This is a genomic window from Microbacterium sp. ACRRU, assembly GCF_022346945.1.
Taxonomy (GTDB): domain Bacteria; phylum Actinomycetota; class Actinomycetes; order Actinomycetales; family Microbacteriaceae; genus Microbacterium; species Microbacterium mcarthurae.
This window is the reverse complement of sequence record NZ_JAKRNI010000007.1, coordinates 1-14743: the sequence shown is the minus strand read 5'-3', so window position 1 is coordinate 14743 and position 14743 is coordinate 1. Positions and strand designations below refer to the sequence as shown.

General features: G+C 70.2%; 13 protein-coding genes. 10 read left to right on the top strand and 3 right to left on the bottom strand.

Going from position 1 to position 14743, the window contains the following annotated elements:
* The first annotated feature begins 4 nt into the window (after nt 1–4).
* A complete protein-coding gene (locus MHY30_RS05760) occupies nt 5–1342 on the top strand; it encodes a class II 3-deoxy-7-phosphoheptulonate synthase (protein ID WP_239275924.1) in 1338 nt (445 codons plus the stop codon).
* A 56-nt stretch (nt 1343–1398) separates the two neighbouring features.
* On the opposite strand, the gene pknB is transcribed toward MHY30_RS05760, so the two are convergent.
* Together pknB and MHY30_RS05750 are read right to left on the bottom strand one after the other, a co-directional pair.
* Nucleotides 1399–3345, bottom strand: coding sequence for a Stk1 family PASTA domain-containing Ser/Thr kinase (gene pknB, locus MHY30_RS05755; RefSeq protein WP_239275923.1), 1947 nt, complete (start codon nt 3343–3345; stop codon nt 1399–1401).
* Nucleotides 3346–3399: 54 nt separating this feature from the next.
* Entirely contained in the window at nt 3400–4389 is a 990-nt protein-coding gene (locus MHY30_RS05750) for a LysM domain-containing protein (RefSeq protein WP_239275922.1), read from the bottom strand.
* Between the two features lie 137 nt (nt 4390–4526).
* On the opposite strand from MHY30_RS05750, the gene MHY30_RS05745 reads away from it, so the two are divergent.
* Nucleotides 4527–4871, top strand: coding sequence for an Rv2175c family DNA-binding protein (locus MHY30_RS05745; protein WP_239275921.1), 345 nt, complete (start codon nt 4527–4529; stop codon nt 4869–4871).
* A 10-nt stretch (nt 4872–4881) separates the two neighbouring features.
* Here the strand turns inward: MHY30_RS05745 and MHY30_RS05740 are convergent, their stop codons facing one another.
* Nucleotides 4882–5973: a polyprenyl synthetase family protein gene (locus MHY30_RS05740; protein WP_239275920.1), complete on the bottom strand. Its 1092-nt coding sequence runs from the start codon at nt 5971–5973 to the stop codon at nt 4882–4884.
* Between the two features lie 64 nt (nt 5974–6037).
* Between MHY30_RS05740 and MHY30_RS05735 the strand changes: the two genes are divergently transcribed.
* The 8 genes from MHY30_RS05735 (at nt 6038) to murD (ending at nt 14697) form a co-directional block, all read left to right on the top strand.
* Nucleotides 6038–6421, top strand: coding sequence for a DUF3040 domain-containing protein (locus MHY30_RS05735; RefSeq protein WP_239275919.1), 384 nt, complete (start codon nt 6038–6040; stop codon nt 6419–6421).
* Between the two features lie 290 nt (nt 6422–6711).
* Complete coding sequence (gene mraZ / locus MHY30_RS05730) at nt 6712–7143, top strand: division/cell wall cluster transcriptional repressor MraZ (protein WP_022878852.1); 432 nt, start codon at nt 6712–6714, stop codon at nt 7141–7143.
* 96 nt (nt 7144–7239) lie between these two features.
* Complete coding sequence (rsmH, locus tag MHY30_RS05725) at nt 7240–8193, top strand: 16S rRNA (cytosine(1402)-N(4))-methyltransferase RsmH (protein WP_239275918.1); 954 nt, start codon at nt 7240–7242, stop codon at nt 8191–8193.
* Entirely contained in the window at nt 8190–8807 is a 618-nt protein-coding gene (locus MHY30_RS05720) for a hypothetical protein (protein WP_239275917.1), read from the top strand. The genes rsmH and MHY30_RS05720 overlap by 4 nt, the downstream gene beginning before the upstream one ends.
* Nucleotides 8808–8811: 4 nt before the next feature.
* On the top strand, nt 8812–10605 hold the full coding sequence (locus tag MHY30_RS05715; RefSeq protein WP_239275916.1) for a penicillin-binding protein 2: 1794 nt from the start codon (nt 8812–8814) through the stop codon (nt 10603–10605).
* A 53-nt stretch (nt 10606–10658) separates the two neighbouring features.
* Nucleotides 10659–12071 carry a UDP-N-acetylmuramoyl-tripeptide--D-alanyl-D-alanine ligase gene (murF, locus tag MHY30_RS05710; RefSeq protein WP_239275915.1) on the top strand — a complete coding sequence of 471 codons (1413 nt, stop codon included), beginning with the start codon at nt 10659–10661 and terminating at the stop codon, nt 12069–12071.
* Nucleotides 12068–13174: a phospho-N-acetylmuramoyl-pentapeptide-transferase gene (gene mraY / locus MHY30_RS05705; RefSeq protein ID WP_239275914.1), complete on the top strand. Its 1107-nt coding sequence runs from the start codon at nt 12068–12070 to the stop codon at nt 13172–13174. Before murF ends, mraY begins: the two co-directional genes overlap by 4 nt.
* On the top strand, nt 13171–14697 hold the full coding sequence (gene murD / locus MHY30_RS05700) for a UDP-N-acetylmuramoyl-L-alanine--D-glutamate ligase (RefSeq protein ID WP_239275913.1): 1527 nt from the start codon (nt 13171–13173) through the stop codon (nt 14695–14697). The genes mraY and murD overlap by 4 nt, the downstream gene beginning before the upstream one ends.
* The last annotated feature ends 46 nt before the right edge of the window (nt 14698–14743 follow it).

Below are 14743 nucleotides of genomic sequence, written 5' to 3'. Positions count from 1 at the left end.
AGGGGTGAATCAGCAGCTCCACGACCTCGACCACTGGCGGACCCTGCCCATCAAGCAGCAGCCCCAGTGGTATGACGAGGCCGCTGTGGCCGCGGCATCCGCCGAACTGGCCACACTCCCGCCGCTCGTCTTCGCCGGCGAGGTCGATATCCTCCGTGACCGACTCGCCCGTGCCGCCGCCGGGCAGGCGTTCCTGCTGCAGGGCGGCGATTGCGCCGAGACCTTCGCCGGGGCGACCGCCGAGCAGATCCGCAACCGCATCAAGACGGTGCTGCAGATGGCCGTCGTGCTGACGTACGGCGCCTCGATGCCGGTGGTGAAGATGGGCCGCATGGCGGGTCAATTCGCCAAGCCGCGCTCGAGCGACACCGAGACCCGCGGCGAGGTCACCCTTCCCGCCTACCGCGGCGACATCGTCAACGGCTACGACTTCACCGAGGAGTCGCGCAAGGCCGACCCCGCCCGGCTGTTGAAGGGGTACCACACCGCGGCGTCGACGCTGAACCTGATCCGCGCGTTCACGCAGGGTGGGTTCGCCGACCTCCGCGAGGTGCACAGCTGGAACAAGGGTTTCGCGAGCAACCCCGCCAACCAGGCCTACGAAAGCATGGCGGCCGAGATCGACCGGGCGATCAAGTTCATGGAGGCCGCCGGCGCCAACTTCGACGAGCTCACCCGCGTCGAGTTCTACACCGGCCACGAGGGCCTGCTCATGGACTACGAGCGACCCATGACGCGCATCGACTCGCGCACCGGGCTGCCGTACAACACCTCGTCGCACTTCCAGTGGATCGGGGAGCGCACCCGTGAGCTCGACGGCGCGCACGTCGACTACTTCTCGCGGATCCGCAACCCGATCGGGGTCAAGCTGGGCCCGACCACGACGCCCGAGACGGCGCTCGCGCTGATCGACAAGCTCGACCCCGACCGCGAACCCGGCCGCCTGACGTTCATCACGCGCATGGGAGCGGGCAAGATTCGCGACGCTCTCCCGCCGCTGCTCGAGGCCGTTCGCGACGCGGGGGCGACCCCGCTGTGGGTCACCGACCCGATGCACGGGAACGGCATCACCACCCCCACGGGCTACAAGACGCGACGCTTCGACGACGTCGTCGACGAGGTGCGTGGGTTCTTCGAGGCGCACCGTCAGGTGGGCACGCACCCCGGCGGCATCCATGTCGAGCTGACGGGCGACGACGTGACCGAGTGCCTCGGCGGCTCCGAGATGATCGACGAGGCCACACTCGCGACGCGTTACGAGAGCCTGTGCGACCCGCGACTGAACCACCGCCAGAGTCTCGAGCTGGCCTTCCTCGTGGCCGAGGAGCTCGAGAACCGCTGAGTCCGCGCGATGCCCCCGATCCGTGAGGTCGGGGGCATCGTCGTGTGCGTCGAGGGCTAGAGCGTCGGGGTGATCGTGATGGTGCTGCCCTGCGGGGCCGTCGTACCGGCCTGGGGGTTCGTCGCGCGCACCTTGTAGATGTCCCAGTAGCGGAACCCGAGGGGGAGGGTGCCGTCGTCGATCCCGGCATTCACCTGGAAGCCGAGCTCCTCGAGCGTGCCGACGGCATCCCGAATGGACATGCCCACCACGTTCTCGGGAATCTGCACGGGCCGGGGGCCGATGGACACACGGAGCGTCACGGTGTCGCCCGGGCGCCAGTTCCCGCCTCCGTCGCGCTCTCCGATGCCGATGACCGTTCCGGACGGCACGGAGTTGCTGTACTCCTCCGACGTCTCGGTCTGGAGCTGCACCTCGGTCATGGCGCGTTCCGCCTGCGCCGTCGTGAGTCCGGCCACGTCGGGAATCGGGCCGAGCGAGGTGACGAGCGAGGCGGCGTCGCCCTCGAGCACCGTGCACCCGTTGGTGCAGTCGACCGCGTCACCGCCCGCGCGCGGCGTGATGCTCGCGCTCAGCACCGTCCCGGCGCCCGCGTCGGTGAACTCCTGCGTCGTTCCTGCGACGCCGACATAGGCGGCCTCGAGGATGCCGGCGACCTCGTCGCTGCTCTTGCCCGCGAGCCCGGGAAGATCGTGGGACGCCGGTCCGATGGAGACGAACACGGTGACGACGCTGCCCTTGTCCAACCGTGTGTTCACCGCGGGATCCGAGCCCACCGTCGTGCCCGCGGGAAGCTCGCGGTCGTTGACCTCCTGGAGCTGCGCGGCGAGTTGCTCGCGCGTCAGCAGTGCTTCAGCGTCGGCGTAGCTCATGCGCGACACGTCCGGCACCGCCACGAGCGAGCCCGGGCCGGAGCCGAACCACCATCCCGCGGTCGCCGCGCCGGCCGCCAGCATCAGCACGAGCGTGACCAGCCAGATCCCGCGGGTGGTTGCTCGGCGGGTGCGTTGACGCAAGCGCGTGGCGTTGTCGACGTCCTGAGCGGGTGTGCTGGGGGAGACCGCGGTCTGCGGAAGAACCTTGGTCAGCTCGCGAGACTCGGCATCGCTCGCGGCCACGGTTCCCACCGCCACCGCGCGGGCGACCTGCGGGGCGAGCCCGAGCTCCTTCTCGATTTCGCGCAGGCGTTCCAGCATCGCCCCGGCGTCGACGGGACGCTCGTCGGGTTCGCGTTCGGTGGCCCACAGCACCAGTTCGTCGAGCTGTTCGGGCACTCCCGGGTTCTTCGCGCTGGGGCGCGGTACGGAGTCGGTCGCGTGCTGATACGCGATCTGCATCGGCTGCTCGCCCTTGTAGGGCTGCTCGCCCACGAGCATCTCGTACAGCATGATGCCCAGCGAGTAGATGTCGCTGCGCGCGTCCGCGGTGCCGCGCGTCACGAGCTCGGGCGCGAGGTAAGCGATCGTCCCCATGAGCTGCGCGCCGCTCGCGGTGTTCGCGGTCGTCGCCCGCGCCAGACCGAAGTCGCCGATCTTGATGCGGCCGTCCTCGGCCAGCAGGACGTTCTCGGGCTTCACGTCGCGGTGCACGATGCCGGCACGGTGGGCCGCCGAGAGGCCCGAGAGAATGGCATCCATGATCGTCAGGGTCTGATCGACCGTGAGGCGGCGGTGTTCGCGCAGCAGCTCGCGCAACGTGATGCCCGGGAGGTACTCCATGACCAGGTAGGCCATGTCGCCGTCCTGGCCCTGGTCGAAGACATTGACGACGTGCGGATCGGCCAGGCGAGCGGCCGAGCGCGCCTCCTGGATGAACCGGCTCTGGAACACGGTGTCGTCGCTGAGGTGGCCGTGCATGACCTTCAGCGCGACCCGCCGCTCGAGCCGCAGGTCGGTCGCCACGTACACGGTCGCCATGCCGCCGCGCGCGATCCGCGCGCGCACCCGGTACCGGCCGTCGACGAGACGGCCGATCAGCGGGTCGGCCTGCTGACTCGTGCTCACGGGTCGAGTCTACGGAGCGCCCCCTGGGAGCCCGGGGAACGGCTCACCTTCGCATCAGCCGAGAACGGAAAGCCATACCGTCGCGGGGGACTCCCACTGGGCGTACCGGTCCGGGTAGGCCGAGATCTGCACGGCCTGCGCGGCGTCGGCGAACGGCATCGCCTCCCACCCGGGGATGTCGAGCAGGCCGCGGGTGGCCGAGCCGTTCGGATCGGCAGCCCCGCCGTAGAACACGCGGGTGGAGCGTTCCCGATCGAGGATCTGCTCGGGGCTGCCCCAGCCGCTGCTGGGCCGCTGCTGGAACAGGCCGAGGGAGTCGCGATCGCCCCAGTCGAGGTTGCGCAACCACGATTCCTGCATCGCCGTTCCCAGCGCGATGGCGATGCCGCGGTCGGAGACCCCGAGCTCGCGACCGACCCGGATGATCAGCCGCGCGTTCTCGGACTGCTCCGCGTCCAGGCCGGGCGCGGCCGCGGGAGGGGCGGATGCCGCGACCGCGGGAGCCGCGGCCGCGTCGGTCGCCGGGATCTGCAGCGTCTCGCCCGGGTAGATGATCGACGCACGCGTGAGGCCGTTCGCAGCGAGCACGGTGTCGATGGAGACGCCGTTCGCCGCCGCGATGGCCGAGACGGTGTCGCCGGGACGGACCTCGTGCGTCCGCACGCTCGGCGCGGGTTCCGCGACCTCGGGGGCGGCCGCCGGAGCGGCCGGCACCAGGGCCAGCACCTGACCGGGCCGGATGATGCTGGCGGAATCGAGGCCGTTGGCGGCCAGCACCGCGGCCGTATCGAGTCCGTGCGCGCGGGCGATGGCCCACACGGTGTCGCCGGGCTGGACGGTGTAGGACACCGGTGTCGGCGCGGCCGTGAGCACGGGAACGCCCAGGTGGCGCGGGGCCGGTGGCACGGCGGCCAGGGAGGGCGCGGGCGGCGCGGCGTGCGCGGCGTTCTCGCCGGCGAGCGCGAGGGCGATCGTGCCGGCCACGGCCGCGGGCCAGGCGGTTCGGCCGCGCGGGCGCGCGGACAGAGGGGTGAGTCGTCGCATGGTGGGGGATCCGTTCTTCCGACTGCCCGCCACGGTCGCACGCCCTGCGACGGATGTCAACGTGTGAGGCGCATGTGACGAATGTGAAACGCCGCCCCCAGGTCTGAGGCCCGGTCGCGGGATGAGATAGTGGCAAGGTGACCGAGACGCCCCGCTACGCGACCGATTGGCTGACGCTTCCCGACCTCGTCGAGATCCTCGGTGAGCCGCTCGGGCGCGTCCGCCGCCTGCTCGACGACAGCTACCTCATCGGGTCGCGGCGCGACGGCGTGCTGCGCGTCCCCTCGGTGTTCATCGTCGACGGGCGGCCGCTGCCGTCGCTGCGCGGGACGATCATCGTGCTGCACGATGCGGGTTTCGACGCGGACGAGACCATCGACTGGCTGCTGACGCCGGAGGAGACGATCGGTGTCGCGCCCATCGAGGCGTTGCGGGCGGGACGCAAGAGCGAAGTGCGCCGCGTCGCGGCCACCCTCGCCTGAGCGGGGCCGCTCAGGACGTCCGCTGGGTCGCCGCGCGCGCGAGCGCCCGCAGCTCGGCGACGGCACCGGCGGAGAGGGCAGCGCCCTCGAGCGCCCGATCGGCCTGCCGTTCGTACGCGGCGATCAGTTCCTCCGTGCGGGCCAGCGCGCCCGTGTCGACGATCGTTCGCTGCAGATCGCGGATGTGTTCGGCATCCAGCGTGCGATCACCCAGCATCGCGTCCAGGGCCGACCGCCGGTCGGCGGACAGGGCCTCGCGAGCGTAGGCCACCAGGACCGTGCGCTTGCCCTCGCGCAGATCGTCGCCCGAGGGCTTGCCGGTCACCGCGGCGTCGCCGAACACGCCGAGAACGTCGTCGCGCAGCTGGAACGCCATCCCGATGTCGTGGCCGAACCGGCCGAGCGCGTCGAGCTGGGCGGCGTCGGCTCCCGCGAGAGCGGCGCCGATCTGCAGCGGCTTCTGGATGCTGTAGCGCGCGGACTTGTACGAGGCCACGCGCAGCGCGCGCTCGGCGTGCGTGCCGTCGTCGTGGACGGCGAACGCGGACTCCTCGGCGACGTCGAGGAACTGGCCGATCGTGACGTCCCGACGCATGAGCGCGTACTGACGCCGGGTCGCGGCCGCGGTGGGAATCTCCTCGAGAGACTCCTCGAGGAGGTCGTCGCTCCACGCCACGAGGAGGTCTCCGAGCAGTACCGCTCCCGAACGTCCGAACGCCTCGGCGTCGCCGACCCAGCCCGACGCCCTGTGGGCGGACTCGAGTGCGCGATGCGCGGCGGGGTGGCCGCGCCGGGTGTCGGAGTTGTCGATAAGGTCGTCGTGGACGAGGGCGGCCGCCTGGAAGACCTCGAGGGCTGCGGCCACGCCGATCGCGGCGGCCTCGATCGCCGGTGGCACCGGCCCGGAACCGCGCTCGACGGCACGGCATCCGGTCAGCAGGAAGCGCGCGCGGAGACGTTTGCCGCCGCGCAGCGAGGCGGCGCCGGCCTGCGCCATCCTTTCTGCCTCTGCCCCCAGTGTGGAGGCGTACGATATCTGTTCAGACACGAAGGTGTCGAGTCGCTGAGAAACAGCCTCGATCGGTTCCGGGGAGCTCGGCACGGGCCTAGCCTAGTGATCCACGCCCCGCGTAGAATCGACCGTACTGAGCAATAGAGGGGGATGCATGCCACTCTCCGAACAGGAGCAGCGTCTGCTGGACGAGATGGAACGCCATCTCATGAGTAACGACGCCGACGTCGTCACGGCTCCCCACCGCGCGCTCAGCTACCGCAACATCGTCCTCGGCTCGATCCTTGTGCTCGCGGGTCTCGGGGCTCTCATCGTCGGCGTCTCCATCGGCTTCAACACCGGCTTCCTCGGCATCGCCGTCGGCGTGGTCGGGTTCGTCGTGATGGTCGGCGGAGTCGTCTTCGCCGTGACGCCCACGCGCAACTCCTCTCGTGTCCCGTCGGCCGGCTCACCGTCACCGCGCGCTCCCCGCAGGACCGGCGGCTCCTTCATGGATCGCATGAACGAGCGGTGGGACCGCCGCAACGAGGGGCGCTGACACCCAGCCCTTCCACCTAGCACCGGCTCTTCGGAGCCGGTGCTTTTTTGTGCGCGCGACACTCGCTCCGCGGTGATCCTCCCTTTTCCTCCACACCCGTGCGTCGGAGGTCGATCGGGCGGGTCGGTTGAGCGCAAAATCGCGGCTCCCGTCGTGCGGCTCGGACGTGTGCGCAGACCATACACAACGCCGCGGGGGAGGAGAACCCCCGGATTTTGATGGCAAAGTGGAGGGCGGTGGAGTAAAGTGGGGGAAACTTCGCAGGCCGGACGAAGGGGGTGGACGCCCGAATGCTGCTCGGCACGCACACCCCCAAGCTCGACGACAAAGGGCGCGTCATCCTGCCCGCGAAGTTCCGTGACGATCTCGGCGCCGGAGTGGTGATCACCCGGGGGCAGGACCGCTGCCTCTACGTGTTCAGCACCGAGGAGTTCGAGCGCGTTCACGAGCGGATCCGTGAGGCTCCGCTCAGCAACAAGCAGGCCCGCGACTTCCTGCGCATGTTCCTCTCGGGAGCCAGCGCCGAGAAGCCCGACGGGCAGAACCGCATCACGGTGCCCCCGGCACTGCGGGCCTACGCGGGGCTCGATCGCGAGCTCGTGGTGACCGGAGTGGGAGCCCACGCCGAGATCTGGGACGCCGCGGCCTGGAACGCCTACGCCGAGAGCAACGAAGAGACCTACGCCGAGATGGAGCAGGAGGTGATCCCGGGCCTGTTCTGATCGCCGGCTGTGATTCCCAGCCGCACGCCCTGACGCACTTCCCCGGCGCCAGGTCGAGCGGATGGGGATCAGAGTCGGCGAACGATCCCCGTCATCATGGACATCCGCGACATCCACACCCCCGTGCTCCTCGAACGGTGCGCCGAACTGCTGGCTCCGGCCCTCGACCGCGACGGAGCCGTCTTCGTCGACGCCACCCTGGGAATGGGCGGGCACTCCGAAGCCTTCCTCGAGCGCTTCCCGACGGCGCGGCTGATCGGACTGGATCGCGACACCGACGCCCTCCGGATCGCGGGAGAGCGTCTTGCGCGCTTCGCGGACCGCACCACGTTCGTCCACACCGTCTACGACGGCATCGCCGCCGCCGTGGCCTCCGCGGGTGTCGAGACGGTCGACGGCATCCTGTTCGACCTCGGAGTGTCGTCTCTGCAGCTCGACGAGGCCTCTCGGGGATTCGCGTACGCACAGGACGCCCCGCTGGACATGCGCATGGACCAGACGTCGGGCGTCACCGCGGCCGAGGTGCTCGCGACGTACGGCGAAGGCGACCTCCGCCGCATCTTCGAGCGGTACGGCGAAGAGAAGCTCGCCGCGCGCTACGCCCGCGCGATCATCGCGGCGCGCCAGCAGGCGCCGCTCGAGCGCTCCGGTCAGCTCGTCGAGGTGCTGCAGGCGGCGACCCCCGCCGCAGTCCTGCGGGAGCGGCATCCCGCCAAGCGGGTCTTCCAGGCGCTGCGCATCGAGGTCAACGCCGAGTTGTCGGTGCTCGAGCGCGCCATCCCGGCCGCGCTGAGCGTTCTCGGTGTCGGGGGGCGCATCGTCGTCCTGTCATACCAGTCGCTCGAGGATCGCCTGGTCAAGCGCGTGTTCGCCGAGGCTTCGGCATCCACCGCCCCCCGGGGTCTGCCGGTCGAGCTTCCCGAACACGCCCCGAAGTTCCGCCTCCTCGTGCGCGGAGCCGAGCTCGCGAGCGAAGAAGAACGTGCGGCCAACCCGCGCGCCACCCCCGTGCGTCTGCGCGCGGCCGAGAGGATCCAGGAGGACGCATGAGCGCTCCCCAGACCATCGACGCGACGTTCCTGCCGGAGTTCCCGGTTCCGGTCCGCGAGCCCCGCCGCCTGCACCTCGTCGACGCCCCCGCCCGTCGGCGTGTTCCCCGGCGTGCGTTCGGCGTCATCGCCGTCCTGGGAGCGGTGACGATCGCGCTCGTGCAGATGGGCCTGTCGATCCTCACGACGCAGAGCTCGTTCGAGATCGCGGAGCTCACGCAGCAGCAGCGCGACCTGACCTACCAGAAGCAGATCCTCTACGACGAGGTCGCGGGCCTGAACTCGCCCCAGTACCTCGCCGCCAACGCCGCGGCTCTGGGAATGGTCATCGACGAGACGCCCACCTACCTGCGACTCAGCGACGGGGCGGTCATCGGAGCCGGCAAGCCCTCCGAGGGCGCATCGTCGGTGGATGCCATCGGGCGGGGCTCCGTGCGCAACGCGCTCATCTCGGGCGTTCCTCTCGTGACCGACCCTCGGGCGGCGGTCGACGCGGCGCCCGGGACCGACGCCGCCGCCGCGTCCGACGGCCCGGCCGACGCACCCGTTTCGAGCACCGGATCGGCGACACCCCCGCCGATCAGCGACGGCCTGCCCACACCCGCGACACGATAAGCCCATGACGACGACAGTCTCCCGATCCCCGCGTCAGCGTACCGTGGCGGCTCTCGCCGTCGTGCTCGTCGTGCTCATCGCCTTCGTCGTCCGTCTCATCGACATCCAGGTCGTCAACGCCCGCGAGCACGTGGACGACTCGCTCGCGATGGGACTGCAGAGCTCGCGCGTCGAGTACGGGTCGCGCGGTGCGATCGTCGACGAACACGGCGTGACGCTGGCCTCAAGCGTGCACCGCTACGACGTCCAGGTCGATCCGATGCTCGCCGCGCAGGGCGTCACCGTCCGCGGCGACGACGCGGCCCCGGTCACGCGCACCTGGGCCGAGATCGCCGCGCAGATCGCCGCGGTCACCGGGCAGGACCCGGCGACCGTCGAGAGCGTCGTCAACGACGCGATCGCCGCCGACCCGGGCTCGCGCTACGCGATCATCGCGACGGACGTCTCCACCGAGCAGTATCGGGCGCTCGCTGAGCTGGGTCTACCGTTCCTGACGTTCCCGCCCCGGGCCGGACGGGTCTACCCCGACGGCGCCGTGGCCGGCAACCTCCTCGGCTTCGTGGGCAGCGACGGGCAGGCGCTGGGAGGGCTCGAGCTCGCCGACAACGACTGTCTCGCTTCCCGCGACGGCGAGGTGGTCTTCCAGCAGGGACGCGACGGGGTCGTGCTGCCGGGCACCGAGGTCCAGACCGCACCGGCCGTCGACGGCGGCACCCTGACGCTGACGATCGACCGCGACCTCCAGTGGTACATGGGGCAGCTGATCGCCGAGCAGGTCCAGAACACCGGGTCGGTGCGCGGCGCGATCACCGTCGTCGAAGCGAAGACCGGCAAAGTGCGCGCCCTCGCCGAATACCCCACGGTCGACCCGAACGATCCCACCGCGACCCCGTCCGAAGAGCGCGGCAGCTGGTCGTTCACCGACCCCAACGAACCCGGGTCGACGTTCAAGGCGCTCACCGCCGCGATCGGCTTGGACAGCGGCTCGTTCACCAGCGACACGACCGTCACCGCAGCCTCGCGGGAAACGTTGCGCGGCGGCGCGCGCGTCTCGGATGCGTTCGCACACGGCGCGAACACCTACACCCTCACCGGTGTCCTCATCGACTCCTCGAACGTCGGCATCTCGAAGTTCGGCGAGATGATCCCGGCGCAGACCCGGTACGACTACATGAAGAAGTTCGGGCTGGGCACCCCCACGGCGATCGACTTCCCCGGCGAGTCGGGCGGCATCCTCCACCCCGTCGAGCAATGGGGCGATCAGACGTTCTACAACACCACGTTCGGTCAGGGTCTGGCCGTCACGATCCCGCAGCTCGTCGGCGTCTATCAGACGATCGCGAACGGGGGTGTGCGCATGCCGCTCTCGCTCGTGGAAGGGTGCACGGCCGCCGACGGCACCGTCACGGACGCCCCGACCGCCGAGGGGGAGCGGGTCATCTCCGCCGACACCGCCTCGAAGGTGTCGCAGATGCTCGAGAACGTCGCCACCCAGGGGACTCTCGCTTCGCAGGTCGCCATCCCGGGCTATCGCGTGGCGATCAAGACCGGCACCGGCGAGAAGACCGACCCCGACACCGGCGCGTACAAGCCCGACGCGTACTTCACCACCATGATCGGTTTCGCGCCCGCCGACGACCCGCAGTACATCGTCTCGGTCAACCTCGACGAACCGCGAACGGTAAAGTCGTCTGCGGCCAACGCCCCCGCCTTCCAGAAGGCGCTCACCCAGGTCCTCAAGAACTACCGGGTGATCCCGTCCGGCTCCACCACCCCCGAACTGCCCAAGTTCGGCTGATACGCCGGATGCCGGCCTCTCCTCCGAAACGGAAAGGGCGTCCGTACACCGCAATGATCTCCACCAGCCTCTCCCACATCGCCTCCGTGCTCGGAGGTCGTCTCGTGCTGCGCGGCGACGACACCCCCGACAGCACCGTCTCGGGTCTCGTCGACACCGATTCGCGCTTGATCGAGCCGGGCGGGATCTTCGTCGCCAAGCCCGGCGAGACCACCGACGGTCATCTGTTCGTCCCGGCCGCCGTCGAACGCGGCGCAGCGCTCGCGCTGGTCGAGCGAGAGCTCGACGAGCCGGTCACGCAGATCGTGGTCCCCGACGTCGTCGCGGCCCTCGCCGCGCTCGCGAGCGACGTCGTCGCCCGCGTGCGGGCCGCGGGTGACCTGCGCATCGTGGGGATCACCGGCTCGAACGGCAAGACGACCACCAAGAACCTCCTCGCGCGCATCCTCGAGGACGAAGGTCCCACGGTCGCACCCCGCGCGTCGTTCAACAACGAGGTCGGCGCCCCGCTGACCATGCTGCGCGTGAGCGAGGACACGCGGTTCCTCGTGAGCGAATTCGGTGCCAGCGCCCCCGGCGCCATCGCTCACCTCGCCGGTCTGGTCACCCCCGACATCGGGGTCGTCCTGATGGTGGGGATGGCGCACGCCGGCGGGTTCGGCGGCATCGAGTCCACCTTCCACGCCAAGAGCGAGCTCGTGCGGGCCACGCGCGAGGGTGGGCTCGCCGTGCTGAACGCCGACGACCCGCGTGTCGCGGCGATGGAGCCGATCGCCCGTGAACGGGGCCAGGAGGTCCGCTGGTTCGGGCGCGGAGAGCGGGCGCACGTCCGCGCCACGGACGTCGAGGTCTCGGCATCCGGGACCCGGGCCGCCCTTGTGGTCGACGGCGAGGAGCACACGCTCGAGCTGCGCGTCCTCGGCGAGCACCACGTGATGAACGCTCTCGCCGCGGTCGCCGCCGCGACCGCCCTGGGGGTGCGGGCCGAGGATGCCATCGCGCGCCTGTCGACCGTGGAACTCGCCGAACGGTGGCGCATGCAGCCGCTCGGATCCGAGCGGGTGCGCATCATCAACGACGCCTACAACGCCAGCCCCGACTCGATGGCCGCGGCGTTGCGCACGCTGGCGCAGATCACCGGTCCCCACGAGCGCACCGTCGCGGTGCTCGGGGCGATGAGCGAGCTCGGCGAGTACGCCGACGAGGAGCACGACCGCGTGGGTCTGCTCGCGGTGCGCCTGCGCATCCAGCGCATCGTCGTCATCGGGCAGGACGCCCGCCGCATGTATCTCGAGGCGATCGCCCAGGGGTCGTGGGACGGCGAGGCCGTGTTCTTCCCGGATGCCGATGCCGCCTACGACTACCTCATGGGGGAGTTGCGCGACGGCGACCGTGTGCTGGTGAAGTCGTCCAACTCCGCCGGGCTGCGGTTCCTCGGCGACCGTCTGGGAGAATCGTTCGCGTGAGATCACTTCTGACATCCGCGGGGATCTCTCTGGCCTTCACGCTGTTCCTCACTCCGGTGTTCCTGCGGGGCTTCCGGAAGTGGGGCTGGGGACAGGTCATCCGCACGCCCGAGAACGTGCACAACCCCTCGCACGGCGCCAAGCGCGGAACGCCCACCATGGGCGGCACGATCTTCATCCTCGGCACCATCGTCGGGTACTTCATCGGCGCCTACGCCGGCAACAACCCGCCGACGCTCTCGGGGCTGCTCGTGCTGTGGCTCATGCTGGGCTTCGGCGTCGTCGGCTTCATCGACGACTACATGAAGGTCCGGTTCCAGAACAGCCTCGGCCTCTCCGGATGGCGCAAGATCGCCGGCCAGGTCATCGTGGCCGTGCCGTTCGCGATCGTGGCGCTGAACTTCCCCAACGCGTACGGTCAGACGCCGGCGTCGGGATACATCTCGATTTTCCGCGATATCCAGGTCCTGTGGCTGTTCGCTCTCGGGCCCGTCCTGGGCTGGCTGCTGTACCTGGCCTGGATCTCGCTGATCGGCACGGCGACGTCGAACTCCGTCAACGTCGCCGACGGGCTCGACGGACTCGCGGCGGGCTCGGGCATCTTCGTGGTCGGTGCGTACAGTCTCATGGCGTTCTGGCAGAACCAGCAGATGTGCGCCGACGTGCTCGACCCCTCCGTGCAAGCCGGATGCTACGCGGTGCGCGACCCCTTCGATCTCGCGATCGTGTCCGCCGCGTTCGTGGGAGCGCTGGTGGGCTTCCTGTGGTGGAACGCCCCCAAGGCCAAGGTCTTCATGGGCGACTGCGGGTCGATGGCGATCGGCGGCGTCATCGCCGCACTGGCGATCCTTACGCGCACCGAGCTGCTGCTCGTCCTCATCGCCGGCGTCTACGTCATCGCCTCGGGCTCGGTAATCCTGCAGCGCATCTACTTCAAGATCACGCGGGGCAAGCGGCTGTTCCTGATGAGCCCCCTGCACCATCACCTGGAGATGCGCGGCTGGCCGGAGGTGACGATCGTCGTGCGGATGTGGATCATCGCGGGCCTTCTCGCCGTCTCGGGCGTCGGGTTCTTCTACGTGGAATGGCTGGCGCGGGTATGAGCACGCGGAACGTGGCGTCCCTCACCAGCTGGTACGCCGAGTGGAAAGGTCTGCGCGTCGCCGTGCTGGGCCTGTCCATGACCGGCTTCTCGGCCGCCGACACCCTCGCCGAGCTGGGGGCCGAGGTGCTCGTGGTCACCGAGAAGGCCGACCCCGAGTACGCGCGCCTGCTCCCCGTGATCGGGGTCGAGGCCCATGTCGGTCCGCTCGACACCGTGCCCTCCGTCCTGGCGGATTTCGCTCCGGATGTCGTCATCGCCTCTCCGGGATTCCCGCCGTCGCATCCCCTCATCGTGTGGGCGCTGGACGCGGGCATCCCGTTGTGGGGCGACGTCGAGCTGGCCTGGCGCGTGCGCGACAAGGTCGTGCGCCCGGACGGGCGACCCGCCGACTGGGTGCTCATCACGGGCACCAACGGCAAGACGACGACCACCCGGCTCACCGCCGAGATGCTCGTCGCGGGCGGTCTGCGCGCGGTGCCGGTGGGCAACATCGGCACGCCGGTCCTGGATGCCGTGCGCGACCCGAGCGGCTTCGACGTGCTCGTGGTCGAGCTCTCCAGCCACCAGCTGTGGTACCTCAACCGGCAGACGGGGGACGACGCCCTCTCGCCGCACGCTGCCGTGTGCCTGAACCTCGCCGACGACCACCTCGAGTGGCACGGCAGTGTCGACGCCTACCGCGACGCCAAGGCCGGCGTCTACGCCCGCACGCGTGTCGCGTGCGTGTACAACAAGGCCGATGCCGTGACGCGGGAGATGGTCGAAGAGGCCGAGGTCATCGAGGGTGCCCGCGCCATCGGGTTCGATCTCGGCGTCCCCGGCCCGAGCGATCTCGGCGTCGTCGACGGCATCCTGGTCGATCGGGCCTTCCTCGAGGAGCGCGCGACGTCGGCGCTGGAGCTCACCACCGTCGCCGACCTCGCCGAACAGGGTCTGGCCGCGCCCCACGTGGTGTCGAACATCCTGGCCGCGAGCGCCCTCGCCCGGTCTCTCGGTGTGACGCCGGCCGACATCCATGACGCGCTCGAGCGTTTCCGTCTCGACCCGCACCGCATCCAGGTCATCGCGGCGCACCGGGGGGTCACCTGGATCGACGACTCCAAAGCCACGAACCCGCACGCCGCGGGCTCCTCGCTCGCCGCCTACCCGGGAGCGGTGTGGGTGGTGGGCGGACTGCTGAAGGGCGTCGACGTCACCGACCTCGTGCGCACCCGCGGGGCCGCCGCGCGTGCGGCCATCGTCATCGGCGTCGAGAGGGGCGACATCGTCGCGGCGTTCGAGCGACACGCCCCGACGGTTCCGCTCTTCGAGGTCGACCACACCGAGACTGAAGACGTCATGGCACGGGTCGTCGAACTGGCGGCCGACGTGGCCCGGGAGGGAGACACCGTTCTCCTCGCCCCCGCGGCGGCGTCGTTCGATCAGTTCGCCTCCTACTCCGACCGCGGTGAACGCTTCGCCGATGCGGTGCGGGCATGGATCGCCGACCAGGACGACGGAACGGCCCGACCGCACGATTAGGGGGAACACCGCGTGACCACCACCGCACCCCCGCCCCGCCCCCACC